An 18617-nucleotide genomic window follows, 5' to 3' on the forward strand; every position below is an offset into this window, starting at 1 on the left:
GGACCCCGCCCTCGTGAACCGTCGTCGAACCCTGGGATCCGCCGTGCTGCGTCACCGACATACCTTTCGTCGTTTCATGGTCACCAGACCGATCGGCGACGCACCGGCCCCGGTGAGCATCACGAGGCGCGCTCTACCGTGTGCCCGGTCACACCACGGCCACTCCACGGCCCGCCTCCCAGCGAGCTACCGGCGCACGGTGTCGAGCGTGAGGGCCACCCACTCGCGGACCCAGGAGGTGGGCAGGAGCCAGCCCGGGCTCGGCGCGGCGAGCCCGTCCGCGTCGAGCCCGACGCGGTCGGCGATCCCCAGCGCCCGGTGCAGGTGGTAGCCCTCGCTGACCACGACCACCGAGGAGCCCAGGCCCTTCTCGGCGAGGATCGCGGCGGAGTTCGTGAGGTTCTCGAGCGTCGACGTCGAGCGGTCCTCGAGGAGGATGCGGTCGTCCGCGACGCCGCGTTCCACGAGGCCCCGGCGCATCGCCTCCGCCTCGCTGATCCGCTCGCCGTCGCCCATGCCGCCGGAGACGACGACCGGGACCCCGGGGTGCGCCAGGAGGTAGTCGGCGGCGGTGTCGATCCGACGTTGGAGGGCCTGGCTCGGGGTGTCGCCCTCCACGCGGCAGCCGAGGACGACGACGGCGGCCGGGGCGTCGGGCGGCTCGCCGACGTCGGCCAGCATCCACGCGGAGAGCACGCCGCACCAGACGACGCCCGCGCCGAGCGCGACGGCGCCCGCCCCCAGCAGGGCCTTGCCGCGTCGCGTCCCCGCGAGCGCGCGCAGCCCCCGCGCCAGCGTCGACCAGGCCAGGACGACGGCGGCCAGCACCGCGCTCGCCGCGAGCCCCAGCGCGTTGCCGGCGTTCCAGATCCCGGCGACGACCACCGGCTGGAGGAAGATCCACAGGCCGGCGGCCGCGAGCAGCAGGAGCAGCGCGCGGAGCGCGTCGTCACGGGCGGGCATCTCAGATCGGCCCGCCCTTGAGGTAGGCGGGCAGCGGGACGAAGCCGGTGGCCGCGCCGGTGTCGTCGAGCAGCCGCCCCATCAGCTTGACCGTGCGGAGCACGACGGCGCGGTCGACGATCTGCACGCCGGGCATCCGGTCCTCGATCGTCGCCTCGAGCCGGTGGACGTCGTCGAGGTTCCTGGTCCACACGTCGATCGCCAGGTCGTACTGCCCGACGACCGCGACCACCGCCCGCGCCTCCTGGACCGTGGCGATGCGTTGGGCGACCTTGTCACGCTGGGACGCGGGGGTGCGCAGGAAGTACCAGGTGCACAGCGGGTACCCGGAGTGGCGCCGCGCGATCTCGGTCCGGAACCGGAGCCGCCCCGTCCCGACGACCTCACCGAGGAGCTCGCGGGCGCGCCGGGGACGCAGGTCCAGCGCCTCCGCCAGCTGCGCGGCCGTCACGCGCCCGTCGCGGGCGATCTCGCGGGCGGCCGCCTCCATCAGCGGGGTGACGCGGGCGCGGTTCGGCTGGCTCCGGTGGGCGGCAAGGCGCGCACGCTCCGTCTCGGTCAGGCCCGGCAGGTGCCAGCTCCCGCCGTCGACGTAGGTGCGTGTCACCGGGTGCGAGTGGACCGTGGTCACCGAGCCGACGGCGTGGAGCTGCTCGAGGAGGAGCCGTGCGAGGGACTCGTCGCTCCCCGCGATCACCGTGAGGACGAGGTCGCGGCTGCCGGCGGTGAGGTCGATCGTCACGATCTCCGGCACCGCCGCGAGCTGCGCGGCGATCGGCAGGACCAGGCCGGGGGGCACCCGCATCTCGACGAGCGCGACGCCCTGCCCCATGCCGGAGGTCCCGGCCTGCAGGTTCGGCGCCGCGGTGAGCCAGGCAACGCCCGCCGCCGACATCCGTGCCCAGCGTCGGGCCAGGGTGACCGGGCTCAGCCCCAGGACGGCGCCGAGCTCGGTCCACGACGCGCGCGGCCGAACCTGCAGGGCGGCGATCAGGCGCCGATCATCCTCGTCGAGTTCCGGATCCTTCATCACGGCTCTCCAGGTGGACAACTTCCTTCACTCACAGCCGCCATCGTAGTGCTCTCTCTAGCCTGAAATCGTTCGCCGCAGCCGAATCCATCCGAGCCGAGTCCGGCTCCCGCCGGCCGGCGAGGACCGCCGCGCGTGGACCCGTCGCGGCCTCATCGGAGAGGAGTCACCGTGCCCGCACTGGACCAGGTGCTCAGCCACCTGGGCACCACCCGCACCTGGCAGGAAGAGCTCTACCGGCACCTGCACGCGCACCCCGAGCTGGGCCTGCGCGAGGAGAAGACCCGCACGCTCATCGCCGAGCGCCTCGCCGAGCTCGGCTACGAGGTCCGGACGGCAGGTGGTGGCGTCGTCGGGGTCCTGGCGAACGGGCCGGGGCCGGTCGTCCTCAGCCGCGCGGACATCGACGGGCTGCCGGTCAAGGAGGAGACGGGGCTGCCGTACGCCTCGACGGACACCACGGTCGACGAGTCGGGACAGACGGTCGGCCTCATGCACGCGTGCGGGCACGACGCGCACATCACCTGCCTGCTCGGCGCCGCGGCCCTGCTGGCCGCCCAGCGGGACGCGTGGTCGGGGACCTTCCTCGCGCTCTTCCAGCCGGCCGAGGAGACCGCCGCCGGCGCCCGGTCGATGGTCGACGACGGCCTGACCGACCTCATCCCGCGCCCCGACGTGGCGTTCGCCCAGCACGTCCTCGGCCACGAGGCCGGCGTGCTCGCGACGCAGACCGGGCCGGTGCTCTCGGCCGGGGACAGCATCAGGATCACCGTGTTCGGCAAGGGCTCGCACGGGTCCATGCCGCACCTCGGGGTCGACCCGGTCGTCCTCGCCTCGGCCATCGTGCTGCGCCTGCAGTCGATCGTCTCGCGCGAGGTCGCACCCGGGGAGTTCGCCGTCGTCACCGTGGGCGCCCTCAACGCCGGCAGCAAGAGCAACGTCATCCCGGACCGGGCCACGCTGCTCGTCAACCTGCGCACCTACGACACGCGGACCCGCGAGCGCGTGGTCGCGGCCGTCGAGCGGATCGTGCGCGGCGAGTGCGCCGCCGCCGGCTCGCCCCACCAGCCGACCTTCGAGTACTACGACCAGTTCCCGCTCACCGACAACGACGCCGAGGTCACGAGCACGGTCACCGAGGCGTTCCGGGCCCACTTCGGCACGGAGCGCGTCATCCCGCTCGGTCGCGTGCCCGCGAGCGAGGACTTCAGCCGGATCCCCGACGCGTTCGGCACCCCGTACACGTACTGGGGCCTCGGCGGCTTCGCGCCCGGGACCGGCGTCCCGAACCACTCGCCCTTCTTCGCACCGCTCATCCAGCCCACGCTCGACGCCGGCACGCAGGCCGTCGTCGTCGCCGCCATGGCCTACTTCGGGAAGGACCTCTCGTGAACGCCACGCAGGCCGTCGAGACACCGGCCACGCCCACCTTCAAGGGCAACGACAAGCTCCTCATCGGCATCGTCCTCGGCGTCCTGACGTTCTGGATGTTCGCCGGGACGGTCGGCACCGTCGCACGGACGATGCTCACCGACCTCAACGGCGGCGCCATCGACGAGGTCGCGAACCCGCTGGTGACCGTGGACCAGATGAACTTCGCGGTGTCGATCACCGCCCTGTTCTCCGGGCTCTTCATCGTCTTCATGGGCGGCCTGGCCGACCGGGTCGGCCGCGTGCGCATCGCCATCACCGGGAACTTCCTCGGGATGGCGGGCTCCCTCCTGCTCGTCCTCGCAGGCACGGGCGCGACGTTGCCGATGCTGCTCACCGGCCGCGCGCTCCAGGGCCTGTCGGCGGCCTGCATCATGCCGTCGACGATGGCGCTGCTGAAGGCGTACTGGGACGGCGCCGGCCGCCAGCGCGCCGTGTCGATGTGGTCCATCGGCTCCTGGGGCGGCTCGGGCGTCGCGGCCATCTTCGGCGGCTTCGTCGCGTCGAACCTCACCTGGCAGACGATCTTCTACGTGTCGATCGCCGTGTCGGCCGTCGCGATCGCACTGATGTGGGGGACGCCGGAGAGCAAGGCGGACGCGTCGACGCACCGCCGCTTCGACCTGCCGGGCCTGCTGATCTTCATGGTGACGGTCCTGGCGCTGATGGTCGTGCTCATCTTCGGCCGCCAGATCGGCTGGACCAGCGCGACCACGCTGGGCCTGGCGGCGGTCGCCGTCGTCGGCGGGGTGGTGTTCTTCCTGGTGGAGCGCTCGAAGGAGGCGCCCTTCATCGACTTCAAGCTCTTCAGGAACCCCACGTTCTCCGGCGCGACGCTCTCGAACTTCCTGCTCAACGCCACGATCGGCCTGCTGATCGTGAGCCAGCAGATGCTGCAGCTGGCCCGCCCCGAGCTCTTCGACCCGTGGAAGGCCGGCCTGCTGACCATCGGCTACGCCGTCACGATCATCGGGTTCATCCGGGTCGGCGAGAAGCTGCTGCGCCGGTTCGGCCCGCGCAAGCCGATGGTCTGGGGCGCGAGCATCGTCGCGCTGTCCTGCGCCTTCCTCGTCCCGACCAACGTCCTCGTCGGGCAGTACGAGGTGCTCGCGGTGATCGCCTACTCGCTGTTCGGCATCGGGCTCGCGTTCTACGCGACGCCGTCGACCGACGCCGCGCTGTCCAACCTCCCGCCGGCCCAGGCCGGCGCGGGCGCCGGCATCTACAAGATGGCATCCTCGCTCGGCGGGGCCATCGGCGCGGCGCTCTCGCTGACGATCTTCACCTCGTTCCTCGGCTCGGGGGTCTCGGTCCTCGGCGAGCTGCTCGTCACCCAGGGCATGCACGAGAACGAGGCCATCCGGCAGGCCGGGATGATCACGTTCATGTTCAACCTGATCCTGTCGCTGATCGCGGTGATCTCGATCCTCGCGACGGTCCCCAAGGGCCGGAAGTACTACGACGACTGACAGCGACTGACCACAGTCGCGACGGACCACAGCGACGTGGGGGACGTGGCCGACGGGCCGCGTCCCCCACGTCCGCACGCTGCGAAGGAGGGACCCGATGACCGGCGCCGACGTCGTCCTGACGCTCGACCTGCTCGGGACGGTGACGTTCGCGCTGAACGGCGCGATGACGGCGTCGCGGCGGGTGCGGCTCGACATCGTCGGCGTGCTGTCGCTCGGGGTGATCACGGCGATCGGCGGCGGCCTCATCCGCGACGTGCTGCTGGGCGCGACCCCGCCGGCCGCGTTCCAGCACTGGTACTACCTCGCGGCCGCGTTCGCGGGAGCGGCGGCCGCGTGGGTCATCGCCCGGCCGCCGCGGGGCCTGCACCGGGCGATCGTGGTGCTGGACGCCATCGGCCTGTCGGTGTTCTGCGTGACCGGCGCGCACAAGGCGGTGGAGCTCGGGCTCCAGCCCGCCCCCGCGATCCTCCTGGGCGCCATCACCGCCGTCGGCGGGGGCACCATCCGCGACGTGCTGGTGGGCGACGTGCCGAGCGTGCTGACGAGCGAGCTGTACGCGATCCCCGCGCTCGCGGGGGCGGCGGTGGCCGTGCTCGCGGGCGGCTCGGCCGCGGCCGCCGCGCCCGCGGCGGTCGTCGGCGCCGTCCTGTGCTTCGCGATCAGGATGCTCGGCGTGCGGTTCGACCTGCACGCGCCGGCCCGGGACCCCGAGGCGTGACGCGCGTCGCGCAGGGGTGCAGGGCCGGTGGACGGTCGCCTGGGTGCGGCCGTCGAGCGGGCGGCCGTCGAGCGTGCGGCCGTCGAGCGCGCGGCTCCCGATCGGGCTAGGCGCCGCCCCGGGTGGATCCACGCACCACGAGGCGGACGGGTGCGACGACGTGCTCGGCGGGACCGGTCCAGCCCGACATCTGGCGGTGCAGCAGTCCGACCGCCGCCTCGGCCACGCCCTCGCGGTTGACGTCGACCGACGTGATGCCCGGAGGGATGAAGCGTGACATGTCGAGGTTGTCGAAGCCGGCGAGCTGGACGTCGCCGGGGACGCGCAGCCCACTGTCCGCCAGGGCGGACAGCGCCCCGAGCGCGACGATGTCGGTGACGGCGAAGACCCCGTCGAAGGGCAGCCCCGAGGCGATCACCTTGAGCATCGCCTCGCGACCACCGAGGGACGTGTAGTCGCTGACGGGCACGACGTAGGCCGGATCGGCCGCGAGGCCGGCCTCGTGGCACGCGTTCTCCCACCCGACGCGGCGGTCCGTCATCATGTGCGTGGCGTCGGGCGAGCACCCGAGCGCGAGGATGCGGCGCGATCCGCGCTCGATCATGTGTGCCGTGGCGAGGTGGGCGCCCGACTCGTTCGCCAGGCGCACGTGGTTGAAGTGCTCGGGAACGTCGCGCTCGCCCAGCAGCACGATCGGCTTGGCGGTGCGGACCCGTGCGAGCGTCTCCAGGTCGAGCCCGGCGACGGAGAGCAGGACGCCGTCGTAGATCCGGAGCCGCGCGACGCTCAGCGCCTCCATCTCCTGCTCCGCGTTGGCGCTCGTGCGTTCGAGGACGAGGTGACGGCCCTCCGCCTCGACCAGCGGGGCGACCTGGTCGGCGAGCTCGCCGAAGTAGTCGTGGAAGCTCGGAACGACGAAGGCGACGGTGTCGGTCCGTCCGGCCCGCAGGTGCCGCGCGGTCAGGTTGACCTCGTACCCGAGGGCCTCGACGGCCTCCATGACGCGGGCGCGCGTCGACTCGCCGACGGGAAGCCGCTCGTTGAGGACGTTCGACACGGTCATCACCGAGACGCCGGCCGCGCGGGCCACGTCCGCCATCCTCACCATGCGCGTCCTTCTCCTCGCTCATCGCGCCGGTCCAGCGTAGTCCGCCGACCCACGCGCCTCGGCCACGCTGCCGGAGCGCGCTCAATATATCGATAAAACGCGGAAGCGCCAGACCCCGATCTCCGTCCGGGCAGAGGTGGGCGGGGCCGGCCGGATCGCGAACCAGCCGGTGGGCGAACCCCACCCCCGGAGGCGACCCCCGGTTCGCGGGTCCGCCGGACCACCGCCTGTCGAGGTGCAGGTGCAGGCGCTCCGTACCTCCGGCACCCGAACGGTCGCACCCGGACGCGGCCGTGACCTTTTCGAGATGCGCGAGGCCTTGACGTCGTCGCGAGGGCGTCTCTACTTTAACGCTAAAATCCCGCCGGGATGAGGACGCCCGGTCTCCAACGTGCGTCCGCTTTGCACAGGTTCCAGTCAAGGCCGACCGGAACTGATCTCAAGGGAGAGACCTCGGTGCGTACCGCAAGAAGGAAGTTGTCCGCTCTTGTCCTCGTGGCAGCAGTCATGTCCGCGGGCCTCGCCGCCTGCGACTCGGGCGAAGCCGAAGACGGCCCGTCGTCGGCGCCCGTCATCCCCGAGGGCGATCTCGCGGACGCGTCGGGCACGCTGACCCCCAGCAACCCGACGACGCTCTCGGTCTGGATCACGACGGCGCAGCAGGCGCCGGCCGCCGACAACAAGATCACCGAGCTGCTCAAGGAGCAGCTCGGCGTCACCCTCGAGTACGAGATCGTCACGCCGGACAACGTCGACCAGAAGATCGGCGTCATGCTCGCGGGCGGCGACTACCCCGACCTCATCGGCACCACCGACCTGAAGATGCGTCTCCTCGAGGGCGGCGCCCTGCTGCGCCTGGACGACATGCTGGCCACCGGGGACTACCCGAACCTCGCGACGCACGTCGAGGACGACATCAAGAAGATGAGCTACACGGGCGGAGAGGTCGACGACGGCCTGTACATCTTCCCGAACTACAACCGCTTCTACGGCGAGCCCACGGGCGGCACCTACTTCGGCCCCGCGTTCTGGATCCAGAAGCGTGTGCTCGAGGACGCCGGCTACCCGGACCTCAGCGACATGACGCTCGACCGCTACTTCGAGCTCATCGCGGACTACGCGGCGGCGAACCCCGAGACGAACGGCATCCCGACCGTCGGCTTCGAGGTCCTGGCGTCGACCGGCCGTGAGTGGGGCATGACCAACCCGCCGGCGCTGCTGGCAGGCTCGCCGAACAACGGTGGCGTGATCGTCGACGAGGACGGCAACGCGGAGATCTACGCCGACAAGGACATCGCTCGGGACTACTACGAGGTCCTCAACGAGCAGTACGCCGCAGGTCTCGTCGACCCCGAGTCCTTCACCCTGACGTTCGACCAGTACGTCGCGAAGCTGGCCACCGGCGCCGTCCTCGGCATGCACGACCAGGGCTGGGACTTCCAGACCGCCACCCAGTCGCTGCAGAGCGCCGGCATGGACGAGTACACCTACGTGCCCCTGATGCCCGTCTACGACGGCGTCGAGCCCTGGTACGCCGACCGCCCCGTCATGAACACCAACCAGGGATTCGGCGTCTCCGTCTCCAGCGACCAGCCTGAGGCGGCGCTGAAGTTCCTCGACCTGATGCTCAGCGAGCCCTGGCAGAAGGTGCTCTCCTGGGGCATCGCGGGCGAGGACTACGAGGTCGGCGACGACGGCATGTTCACCCGCACCGAGGAGCAGCGCGCCAACTACCGCGACCTCACCTGGCGTGCCTCCAACCGTCTCGACGCGCTGCTCGACGTGCTGCCCAAGCACAACGGTCAGTTCTCCGACGGCAACGCCTACAGCCCCGACGACCAGCCCACCGAGTTCTTCGCGACGCTGACCGAGTACGACCGCGGCTTCATGGAGCAGTACGGCAAGCAGACCTGGCTCGAGTTCATGAACCCGCAGCCGGAGAACCCCGTGTACTACCCGGCGTGGAACATCACGCTCTCCGACGACGCCAACCAGGTCAACCAGCAGATCACCGACGCCAGCGTGCAGAACCTGCCGAAGATCATCGCCGGTGACCCTGGTGAGTTCGACGCGAACTGGGAAGCCTTCGTCGACGCCATCAGCCGGATCGACGTCCAGGTCTACGAGGACGCGATCAACGCCGGTATCCAGGACCGCATCGCCAACTGGTAACAGCCCGCGAGCGACCGGTCGTGGTGGGGGGCGCACACCGCCCCCCACCACGACCCGCTCCCGGTGACCACCACTGCTCCTGACGGCGAGGTTGGACAGATGACGCAAGCCCCGGTCAGCACCGTTGTGACCGCCTCCGATGTCGAACCGGCCCTGGTGCCCGCGATCAGCTCGCGTGCTCCAGGCGGCAAGGCCCGGAAGAAGAAGACGAAGGACCCGAAGCCCAAGATCACGTGGGACAGGATCAAGGCGCAGCGGGTCCTTCTCCTGATGGCCGTCCCGCTGCTGATGTACCAGATCCTGTTCAAGTACGTCCCGGTCTACGGCTGGTCGATCGCCTTCCAGGACTACAAGCCGGGTCGCGGCAGCATCTGGAACCAGGAGTGGGTCGGCTTCGAGAACTTCGTCGACCTGTTCACCGGTGTCAACGGTGAACGGTTCCGCCGGGTCGTGGTCAACACGGTGGGGCAGTCTGTCCTGTCCCTGCTCGTCGGGACGGTCGGGGCCATCGTCCTCGCGCTGCTGCTGAACGAGGTCAAGAACCTGCCGTTCAAGCGAGTCCTGCAGAACATCACCTACATGCCCCACTTCCTCAGCTGGGTGATCGTGGCGAGCCTGGCCTCGGTGGCGCTCTCGATGCCCTCCTCCGGCGGGTTCATCAACCAGGTCCTCATGAACGTGGGCCTCGTCGACGAACCGGTCCTGTTCCTGACCGAGCCGAACTACTTCTGGGGGATCGTCGCCGGGACGAACCTGTGGAAGGAGCTGGGCTGGAACACGATCCTCTACCTGGCTGCGATCACCGCGATCGACCCGAGCCAGTACGAGGCCGCCGAGGTCGACGGGGCCGGGCGCTACCGCAAGATGTGGAACATCACGCTCCCAGGGATCAGGCCCACGATCGTCGTGCTGCTCATCATCAACAGCGGCTGGATCCTGTCCACGAACTTCGAGCTGCCGTACTTCCTCGGCAACGGCCTGATCGCCGAGAAGGCCGAGACCATCGACGTCTTCGTGCTGCGCTACGGCTACCAGCTCGGCAACTACAGCCTCGCCGTCGTCGCGGGCATCTTCAAGACGATCGTCGCCATCATCTTGGTCGGCTCGGCGAACGCGGCTGCCAAGCGCCTCAACCAAGAGACGCTGGTCTAGGAGGACTTCATGTCAAGCACGTCTGTCGCGAAGCCTCTGGCGCCGAGCGCCGCACAGGGCAGGCCCGCCCGCCGCCGACGGCGGTGGACGACCGAGCGGGTCGTCTTCACGTCGCTCAACACGACCTTCCTCGTGGCCCTCGCCGTGATCATGGTCTACCCGCTGCTGAACACGCTCGCCATCTCCCTGAACGACGGCATGGACGCCGTCCGCGGCGGGATCGGCATCTGGCCCCGGGTCTTCTCACTGAGGAACTACGAGATCGTCCTCAACATGGACACGATCTACCAGGCGTTCATCATGAGCACCCTGAAGACCGTGGTCGTGGTGGCGACGAACCTCTTCTTCACCTCGATGCTCGCCTTCGCGCTCAGCCGCAAGGAGTTCATCTTCCGGCGTCCGATCACCCTGATCTTCGTCCTGACGCTCTACTTCGACGCCGGCCTGATCCCGAACTACCTGCTCATCAAGGACCTGGGCATGCTGAACAGCTTCCAGGCCTACTGGGTGCCGGTGATGATCAGCGCGTTCAACCTGATCATCCTGCGCACGTACATGAAGTCGATCCCCGAGGAGATCACCGAGTCGGCACGCATGGACGGCGCGGGCGACTTCCGTACGTGGTGGCAGATCATCATGCCGCTGTGCAAGCCCGTGCTGGCCGTGATCGGCCTGTTCGTGGCGGTCGGCAGCTGGAACGCCTGGCTGGACACGCTGCTGTACAACTCGGGCGACCCGGCGCTGACCACCCTGCAGTACGAGCTGCAGAAGCTTCTCGCGAGCTCGATGAACGCCGGCGCGAACTCCGCGAACTCCGCGGCCAACCAGGCCGCGGTGGGAGCCGGTGGGCAGCTCACCACACCGATCGCCCTGCGTTCGGCGATCACCATGGTGGCGGCCGTCCCGATCCTGCTCGTCTACCCTTTCCTGCAGAAGCACTTCGTGTCCGGTCTCATGATCGGCTCCGTGAAGGGCTGATGGCGCGTTCGGCCTCCCGCGCTCCGCGGGAGGCCGACGGCGCCCCGCGTCGCATATCGAGAGGTCCCGGCCATCTTCCGCTTCAACCCCGCGTCGATGCTGTGGCGCATTCTCGACGCGCTGGGCTCCGTCATCCTGATCAGCCTGTTCTGGCTCGTGAGCGTCGGCCTCGTCGTGACCGCGGGAGTGGGCACGGTCATCTCCTACGAGCTCTGCCGGCGGTACGTCCTGGGTAAGGACGCTGGGCCGTGGGGCGTCGCCACGAAAGCCTGGCGACAGAGCTGGAAGCAGGCGACCGTCGTCGGTCTGCTGGCCGTCGGGGTCGCCGCCGTCGGCATCCTCACGCTCTCCTACCTGCCCACGCTCGGGCTGGCCGAGGTCCTGGTGCCGCTCCTCGTCATCGGACTCTTCCTCCTGCTCCTGGTCTTCTGGTGCCTCCCCCTCGTGGCCCGCTTCACCAACCCCACCTGGCGCCATGTGCGCAACGGGTTCACCCTGGGGCTGACGACGCCCAGCCTGACGTTCCTGCTCGGGATCGCCGTGCTCGTCGGGGGTACCGCCATCTGGAACGCCATGCCGGCGGTGTTCGTGGTCCCCGGCCTGATCCTCGTGTGGTGGTGCTACCTGCTCGAGCGGTTCTTCGTCGCCCGGGGATACGTGAACCCGCAGCCGGAGGAGGCACTGCCGTGACCGTCCTGCACGTCACCACCACCGGCTCCGACCGCGGGGACGGGTCGGCCGACGCCCCGTTCCGGAGCATCAACCGGGCCGCTCAGGCGGCCGTGCCGGGCGACACCGTCGTCGTGCATGAAGGCGTGTACCGGGAGTGGGTGAACCCACCGCGCGGCGGCACGGTCGACGCGCCGATCACCTACCAGGCCGCGGTGGGCCCGGACGGGCGCTTCGAGCCCGTCACGATCTCCGGTGCCGAGGTGATCACCGACTGGCACCCCCACCCCGGTGCCGAGGGCCGCGTCTGGTTCACGCAGGTGCCGAACACCCTGTTCGGGGAGCGCAACCCGTACGCGGAGCGCATCGGCGGGGACTGGTTCTTCGACCAGGTCAACACCTGGCACACGGGCGAGGTGTATCTCGACGGCACGTCGATGTACGAGTCCCAGACGCTCGGCGGCGTCGAGCACCCCCAGGTCACCCCGGACTCGTTCGACCCGGAGGGCTCGCTGCTGACCTGGTACTGCGAGGTGGGCGACGACGTCACGACGATCTGGGCGAACTTCGGGGGCGCGCACCCGGCCGAGCACGAGATCGAGATCAACGTCCGCACCTTCGTCTTCTGGCCGGCGACGACGGGCGTCGACCACGTCACGGTGCGCGGGTTCACCCTGACGAAGGCCGCCACGCAGTGGGCCCCGCCCACCGCGCTGCAGGAGGGCCTGATCGGCCCGCACTGGTCGAAGGGCTGGGTGATCGAGGACAACACGATCACCGACTCCAAGAACGTCGGCATCTCGCTCGGCAAGGAAGCCAGCACCGGGCAGAACGAGTGGACCGCGGGGTCCGCCGGCGACAAGGGCGGCACGCAGCGCGAGCGCGAGGTGATCCAGCGCGCGCTCGTCCTGGGCGGACCGGACGCGGGCGAGCCGCACCCGTGGCACCGGGACCACGTCGGCTCGCACACCGTGCGCCGCAACACGATCCGGGACTGCGAGCAGGCCGGCGTCGTCGGGCACCTGGGGGCGGCGTTCTCGACCATCGCCGACAACCACATCTCACGCATCCACGTGAAGCGACAGTGGCACGGCGCCGAGGTGGCCGGGATCAAGCTGCACGCCGCCATCGACACCGTGATCAGCGGGAACACGATCCACCACACGCACCGCGCGCTGTGGCTCGACTGGCAGGCGCAGGGCACCCTCGTGCGGCGCAACGTGTTCTACGCCTCGACCGCCGAGGACTTCATGGTCGAGGTCTGCCACGGCCCGTACCTCGTGGACTCCAACCTCTTCCTGTCGCCGTGGGCGGTCAAGGACATGTCCTCCGGCGGCGCCTACGTGCACAACTACGTCGCGGGTCGCATCGCGAACTGCACGGAGCACCAGCGGTACACCCCGTACCACGTCCCGCACTCGACGGCCGTCTACGGCGTCTCGAACATCCTCGGCGGCGACAACCGGTTCTACAACAACCTCTTCGTCGGCGAACGCGCGACCGGCGAACCCGCCGGAGCAGACGCGCAGGCGGAGCCTGCGCTCGCCAGCTTCTGGTCCGGCGCGATCGACATGGACGGCGTGCCCGGCCGGGCGACCTTCGTGCCGACGCCCGTGGGCACGTCACAGTACGACGCGTACCCGACGGCGCAGGAGTACCCCAGCGAGCGTGGCAGCGACCTGGCCGGGCCACGGCTCCCGGTCTGGATCGAGGGCAACCTCTACGCGGCCGGCGCCGAGCCGTTCCGCGCGGAGCCCGGGGCCGTCGTGATCGGTACGTCACCGGTGCGCGTCGAGGTGGTCGACGCCGAGGCCGGAACCGTCCGTGTGGACGTGAGCGACGCGGGTGAGCTCGCCGTCGTCGCTGCGGTGACGACGGCGCGGCTCGGTCGGAGCTACCAGGCCGAGATGCCCTACACCAATCCCGACGGGTCCGATCTGGACCTGACCACAGACGTGTTCGGGGCGCCACGAGACCAGCTCGTGCCCGGGCCGTTCGCCGTGACGGGGCCTGCGACACGGGTGCTTGCCGCACCCGCACCGGCGCCGGGGCCCGGCAGGTCGGCGGCGAACGGTGAGGCGTGACCCTCGTCGTTGATCATCTCTGACCCACCCGTCGGGCGCCGTCATCTGCCAGACCGGTGCCGGTCCGATCAGCCCCGGCGGTCAGGGCCCGAGGAACCCCACGGACTCCGGGGTGCTCCGCACGATCTGGGATGCCAGGTAGACGGGCGCGTCGTACGCCGCAGCGCCGGGCGTGGGAAGGTCGAGGATCGGAAACCGGACCCCGGCGTGCAGGGGTTGGTAGGACAGCCGGACGCGCCTGCCGTAGCTCTGCCGCACGAGGACGCCGTCGTCGTCCAGCCACCCCAGTGCCCGTGCCTCCCCCCGACCGGGGACGTCGTCGGATCGGAACCTGTGCCCGTTCAGCGACGTCCGCTGCCCTGTTCGGACGTCGAGCACCTGCTGCGGACCCCACGAGACCAGACACCTGGTCCCGTCCGGGCTCCAGGAGGCGGACCCGCTCGCCTGGACGCCCTCGAAGCGATGGGTCGTGCCGCTCGCCGCGTCGGTGACCGCGACATGGTGGCCCTCTGCTCCAGCATGGCTCGTGAGCAACGCCGTCCCGTCCGGTGAGAACTGCGCCCCCGGCCCGCTCAGGTCCCCCATCAGCTGATCTGTGAGGGGCAGGGCACGCGCGGCGTTCGGGTCCTCATCGGCCGACCGCACGATGACCAGGCGCTGGGGCTCCGAGCGCCAGTCATGCCGCAGCCGCGGCCATCCGCCGACCGCCACCGCGACATCCGGGCCGGAGGAGACCAGCCGCTTCTGGCCGGTGGCCAGGTCGTACCTGACGCATCCCGCCGGCGGGTCGCCGTGGTCCGGTCGGGCAGCCCGCTCGTAGTGCAGCACGGTCCCGTCGGCCGACAGGCACTCCCAGGTGATCGTGACGCGTCCGAAGACCTCCTCCTCGCGTCCCGGCAGCGTGAGCAGCCCTTCCTGCGGGTCCCAGGCGAACACCCAGCCGCGAACCACCATCACGAACGGCACCGGACCGGCCGGAAGCCCCACGCGGGGTCGCTCCACCCGGTGGAAGGCCGGCAGCCATGACGGCGGGTCCATGCTCTCCTGCACCTCCTCGCCAGGCTCAGGACGCCGGTGAGACGCCGGCGTCCCGCGGCCGTCCCTGCCGACGGCCTCGGGCTCGTCCCCGGGCAACATCACCACCGAGCTGATCGAGCAGGGCGCGCACCCGTACGCCCGGAGCTCCTCGGCAAGGATCAACAGGCACGCCCACGCTCGGTGCGGCAGCGGCTCCAGGTCCCTACGGGTGTCGAGGCCGACCAGGACCTGTCCGCCCACCAGCGCTGGGTCACCGAACGGGTCGGGCGCCTCACCCTCGCCGTCGTCGGGATCCTCGATGCCATCGACGTCCACGCGCTGGAAGCGACCCCATGCCGCACGGCAGGCCTTCAGAGCGCGGACGGGGTCCTCCGCGACGACGGCAACCACGGGTCGATGCACAACCCGGCCATCTGGAAGCCGCGCGGGACCGAACGCGGCGCCGTCGCACCGGATGTCCCCTCCCAGGGGGAAGGACGCAGCGACCGCCGCAGCCCACAACGCCTGGGACTGCGCGATCGCGGTGCCGTCCTCGTCCTGCACCACGTGATCCGCCGCCGACCGCCACGCGACGTCTCTGTCGTCAGGTGCGACGGACATCTGGGCGCCTCCCGTGCTGCACCGGCACTGGACGTACGAGAACTGCTTCGTGAGCAGCAGTCTGGCGGAGCCGTGGCCGTCACGTTGTGCACGCGCGCCACGAGTCCCTGCGGTCACGGGTCGGTACCCGGGCGGCCCTGCCTGCCCCCGCTACTCATCACGAAGGCCCGGACCTCATGGTCCGGGCCTTCGTGATGAGTAGCGGGGGCAGGATTTGAACCTGCGACCTCTGGGTATGAGTGCACCTCCCCTTGTGGTGCACGAACCGAACCTCGCCCAGACGAGCCGCAGGCCTGACCCGCTCAAGATCGCCCGAGCCGAAGGATCACCAGCGCGACGACACCGGCCGCCAGACCGGCCCCGGCCCACCGCAACAGTTCCGCGATGACGGCGAAGGCGTCGCGCCCCGCCACGTGTGACGCGACACCGGTGTACGTCGCCAGGGCCGCATCGGCGATCACGACGAGCGGCCCGGCCAGGACGCCGCACAGGGCTAGTGTGCGCAGGGGTGACGGTCGCCGTCCGAAGACGACGACCGCCACCCAGACCCCCAGGACGAGCAGGTGCGCCGACCCCCGGGGCACGACCGGCCCCTCACCTGGGCTGGCGGCCGGCGTCGCGCCGCTGAGGACGGGTACCAGGAGCGCGCTCCCGGTCAGCCAGGCCACCGTCGGGCGGTGGGTGGCAGCCCGGGTGCCCGGCCCCCGTGTCATCGGGAGGACGACTGGACTGCCGCCCGGCGCTGCCGGCGCACGATCGCCCAGGCGACGGCGCCCGTCAGCACGCCGAGCGCGAGCCCGGTGTGCATCCCGGAGAACACGGCGGCGCCGCGGAGCACCACGTCCTGCAGCTCCGGGTCGATGCCCGCGAGGTTGTCGCCGAGCCGAGGGGGCGCGCCGTCGAACGCGCGCGTCCAGAGCAGCTGGTGGGTCGCCGCGAGGAGGACGCCGTGGACCGCGCCGGTCGCGACGAGGGCGAGGAAGGGCGCCCGCACGACGGGCCGCGTCGCGACGACGACCCACGCGACGAGCGGGAGCACGGCGAGGAGGAAGGACGTGACCGAGCTACCGGTCAGAACACCGAAGTCGTGCAGGACGACCCGCGGCAGCCCGAGGGCGGCGAGACCGACGACGGCGGTCGTGGGGAGCCCGAGGAACCGCCGCACGGGGCCAGCCCGTCGGGGCGTGTGGTCGACGGCTGACGGGCCGAGCTGACGGGAAACGGGAGGAGTCGAAGTAGTCATGGCGCCGACCGTAGAAATTCTCGTACTGCGCCGCGTCGGTCCGGGATCAGGACCTCCATACGGTCCAGGGCGACGCCGGGAGTCGCCCCGTGGCGACTCCCGGCGCCGACGGACGCTGCCTACCCTGGCGGCATGCCTGCCGACACCGCTGCCCAGGACGCCGTCGCAGAGACCGCCCCCTGGGTCGCCGACGCGATCCTGGCGGCGTCCGTCGCCCTGACGCTGTCCTTGGTGATCACCGCGGACGTCGACGGGTCGCGGCCCGGGGCCATGCCCTACCTCTGGGCCGCGGGGCTCGGGGCGCTCATGCTCGTGCGCCGACGCTATCCGGCCCTCGTCGTGGCGCTCACCGTCGGCGGCCTGCTCGCCTACTACGCCGCCGGCTACCCGCCCGTCGGGGTTGCCGTGCCCGTCGCCGCCGCCGTCTTCTCCGCGGCCGAGGTGGGCCGCACCGCCGTCGCGGTCCTCGGATCCGTGGCTGTCCTGGCGATCTCGACGGGGTACCGGCTCGCCGTCGGCCAGGCGGCCGACTTCGTCCTCGGGTACGAGCTCGTCTGGAACGCCCTCATGCTCGCCGCCGCCGTCGCGCTGGGGGACGGCGTCCGTTCCCGTCGGGCGCTCCAAGCGCGCGCACGGGAGATCGCGGACCTCGTGGCCGAGCGCTACCGCCGCGAGGCCGAGGAACGCCTCACCGCCGAACGCCTGACCATGGCGCGGGACGTGCACGACTCCGTCGGCCACGCGATGACCGTCGTCGCCCTGCACGCGCAGGTGGCCGCCGAGTCCGTCGGGCGCGACGACGCCGCGGTGGCGCAGGCGGTCGCCGTCATCCAGGAGACGACGACCAGCACGCTCGCGGACCTCCGGCGCACGGTCGCCCTCCTGCGGCGGCCGGGCCAGACGTCGCGCGAGGTGCCAGGCCTGAGTGCCCTCGCCTCGGCGGTCCGGCCGGCGCGCGTCGCCGGGCTCGAGGTCGTCGACGAGGTCACCCTCGGCGAGCCGATCCCGGCGGCCGTCGAGGCGGCGGCCTACCGGATCGTCCAGGAGTCGGTGACCAACGTCGTCCGCCACGCCCACGCCCGTCGGATCCGCGTGGCCGTGCACACGGCGGCCGGGATGCTGCACGTCCGCGTCGAGGACGACGGCAGCCGCCCGCCCACCGAGCACGGGGAACCGTCGGCGGGCCACGGGATCGCCGGGATGCGTGAGCGGGCCGAGGCGCTCGGCGGGACGCTCGATGCCGGCTGGACAGCCACCGGTTTCGTCGTCGCGGCGACGATGCCCCTCGGGGAGGAGCGATGACGACAGTTCTGATGGTCGACGACCAGGACCTCGTGCGCGCCGGCCTGCGCGCCCTGCTCACGAGCGACCCGACGATCACCGTCGTCGCCGAGGCGACGGACGGTGCCCGTGCCGTGGAGCTGGCGGTGCGGCACCGGCCCGATGTCGTGCTCATGGACATCCGGATGCCGGGCACGGACGGGATCGAGGCCACGCGGCGGATCCGGGCCGACGTGCGCCTCGAGGCGACCCGCGTCCTCATCCTCACGACGTTCGATGACGACGCCGACGTCATCGAGGCGGTGCGTGTCGGCGCGGCGGGGTACCTCCTCAAGGACACCCCCGGACCCGACCTGCGGCAGGCGGTTCACACCGCCGCTTCCGGAGGCAACCTGCTCTCACCGGCGATCACGCGTCGCCTCATGGACTTCGTTGCCGCGAGCCCGCCGCAGCCGCAGCCCCATCCCCGGCTCGACACGCTCAGCGAGCGCGAGCTCGAGGTGCTCCAGCGGGTCGGTCACGGCGACACCAACGACGAGATCGCCGCGGTCCTGTACATCAGCCCGGCGACGGCCCGCACCTACGTCAGCCGGATCCTGGCCAAGCTCGACGCGCGGGACCGGACCGAGCTCGCCATCATCGCCCACCGGTCCGGGCTGGCCTGACCGTCGGCGGCCC

General features: G+C 71.0%; 16 protein-coding genes. 10 read left to right on the forward strand and 6 right to left on the reverse strand.

The genetic code is table 11. From position 1 onward, the window contains the following. Positions 1–186 precede the first annotated feature (186 nt). Positions 187–963, reverse strand: a complete 777-nt coding sequence (locus AFE02nite_RS15970) for a YdcF family protein (RefSeq protein WP_146820024.1) — start codon at positions 961–963, stop codon at positions 187–189. Position 964: 1 nt separating this feature from the next. Continuing rightward, positions 965–1993 (reverse strand): Lrp/AsnC family transcriptional regulator, encoded by a 1029-nt coding sequence (locus tag AFE02nite_RS15975; protein ID WP_034246484.1) that lies wholly within the window; start codon positions 1991–1993, stop codon positions 965–967. 171 nt (positions 1994–2164) lie between these two features. Between AFE02nite_RS15975 and AFE02nite_RS15980 the strand changes: the two genes are divergently transcribed. The 3 genes from AFE02nite_RS15980 to AFE02nite_RS15990 all read left to right on the forward strand — a co-directional run bounded on the left by AFE02nite_RS15980 (position 2165) and on the right by AFE02nite_RS15990 (position 5614). Next, positions 2165–3385, forward strand: coding sequence for an amidohydrolase (locus AFE02nite_RS15980; RefSeq protein WP_034246481.1), 1221 nt, complete (start codon positions 2165–2167; stop codon positions 3383–3385). After that, positions 3382–4893: an MFS transporter gene (locus AFE02nite_RS15985; protein WP_034246478.1), complete on the forward strand. Its 1512-nt coding sequence runs from the start codon at positions 3382–3384 to the stop codon at positions 4891–4893. Before AFE02nite_RS15980 ends, AFE02nite_RS15985 begins: the two co-directional genes overlap by 4 nt. A 97-nt stretch (positions 4894–4990) precedes the next feature. Then, complete coding sequence (locus AFE02nite_RS15990) at positions 4991–5614, forward strand: trimeric intracellular cation channel family protein (RefSeq protein WP_146820025.1); 624 nt, start codon at positions 4991–4993, stop codon at positions 5612–5614. 106 nt (positions 5615–5720) lie between these two features. On the opposite strand, the gene AFE02nite_RS15995 is transcribed toward AFE02nite_RS15990, so the two are convergent. After that, positions 5721–6722 (reverse strand): LacI family DNA-binding transcriptional regulator, encoded by a 1002-nt coding sequence (locus tag AFE02nite_RS15995; protein ID WP_034243957.1) that lies wholly within the window; start codon positions 6720–6722, stop codon positions 5721–5723. 477 nt (positions 6723–7199) lie between these two features. Here AFE02nite_RS15995 and AFE02nite_RS16000 point away from each other — a divergent pair, with 477 nt between their 5' ends. The 5 genes from AFE02nite_RS16000 (at position 7200) to AFE02nite_RS16020 (ending at position 13777) form a co-directional block, all read left to right on the forward strand. Then, positions 7200–8894: an extracellular solute-binding protein gene (locus tag AFE02nite_RS16000; RefSeq protein ID WP_261765671.1), complete on the forward strand. Its 1695-nt coding sequence runs from the start codon at positions 7200–7202 to the stop codon at positions 8892–8894. Between the two features lie 99 nt (positions 8895–8993). Next, a complete protein-coding gene (locus AFE02nite_RS16005) occupies positions 8994–10046 on the forward strand; it encodes an ABC transporter permease (RefSeq protein WP_034243954.1) in 1053 nt (350 codons plus the stop codon). Positions 10047–10055: 9 nt separating this feature from the next. After that, positions 10056–11024 carry a carbohydrate ABC transporter permease gene (locus AFE02nite_RS16010; protein WP_034243952.1) on the forward strand — a complete coding sequence of 323 codons (969 nt, stop codon included), beginning with the start codon at positions 10056–10058 and terminating at the stop codon, positions 11022–11024. A gap of 96 nt (positions 11025–11120) precedes the next feature. Continuing rightward, a complete protein-coding gene (locus tag AFE02nite_RS16015; protein ID WP_261765672.1) occupies positions 11121–11714 on the forward strand; it encodes a DUF624 domain-containing protein in 594 nt (197 codons plus the stop codon). After that, a complete protein-coding gene (locus AFE02nite_RS16020) occupies positions 11711–13777 on the forward strand; it encodes a right-handed parallel beta-helix repeat-containing protein (RefSeq protein ID WP_052113452.1) in 2067 nt (688 codons plus the stop codon). The genes AFE02nite_RS16015 and AFE02nite_RS16020 overlap by 4 nt, the downstream gene beginning before the upstream one ends. A gap of 81 nt (positions 13778–13858) precedes the next feature. On the opposite strand, the gene AFE02nite_RS16025 is transcribed toward AFE02nite_RS16020, so the two are convergent. The 3 genes from AFE02nite_RS16025 to AFE02nite_RS16035 all read right to left on the reverse strand — a co-directional run bounded on the left by AFE02nite_RS16025 (position 13859) and on the right by AFE02nite_RS16035 (position 16580). Beyond that, on the reverse strand, positions 13859–15205 hold the full coding sequence (locus tag AFE02nite_RS16025; RefSeq protein WP_146820026.1) for a WD40 repeat domain-containing protein: 1347 nt from the start codon (positions 15203–15205) through the stop codon (positions 13859–13861). A gap of 512 nt (positions 15206–15717) precedes the next feature. Next, positions 15718–16128 carry a hypothetical protein gene (locus tag AFE02nite_RS16030; RefSeq protein WP_052113451.1) on the reverse strand — a complete coding sequence of 137 codons (411 nt, stop codon included), beginning with the start codon at positions 16126–16128 and terminating at the stop codon, positions 15718–15720. Continuing rightward, complete coding sequence (locus tag AFE02nite_RS16035; protein WP_034243949.1) at positions 16125–16580, reverse strand: hypothetical protein; 456 nt, start codon at positions 16578–16580, stop codon at positions 16125–16127. The genes AFE02nite_RS16030 and AFE02nite_RS16035 overlap by 4 nt, the downstream gene beginning before the upstream one ends. A gap of 210 nt (positions 16581–16790) precedes the next feature. Between AFE02nite_RS16035 and AFE02nite_RS16040 the strand changes: the two genes are divergently transcribed. After that, positions 16791–17960 carry a sensor histidine kinase gene (locus AFE02nite_RS16040; RefSeq protein WP_034243947.1) on the forward strand — a complete coding sequence of 390 codons (1170 nt, stop codon included), beginning with the start codon at positions 16791–16793 and terminating at the stop codon, positions 17958–17960. Continuing rightward, positions 17957–18604 (forward strand): response regulator, encoded by a 648-nt coding sequence (locus tag AFE02nite_RS16045; RefSeq protein WP_034243945.1) that lies wholly within the window; start codon positions 17957–17959, stop codon positions 18602–18604. Before AFE02nite_RS16040 ends, AFE02nite_RS16045 begins: the two co-directional genes overlap by 4 nt. Positions 18605–18617 lie beyond the last annotated feature (13 nt).

Source organism: Actinotalea fermentans, assembly GCF_007991475.1.
GTDB classification, from domain to species: Bacteria; Actinomycetota; Actinomycetes; order Actinomycetales; family Cellulomonadaceae; genus Actinotalea; species Actinotalea fermentans.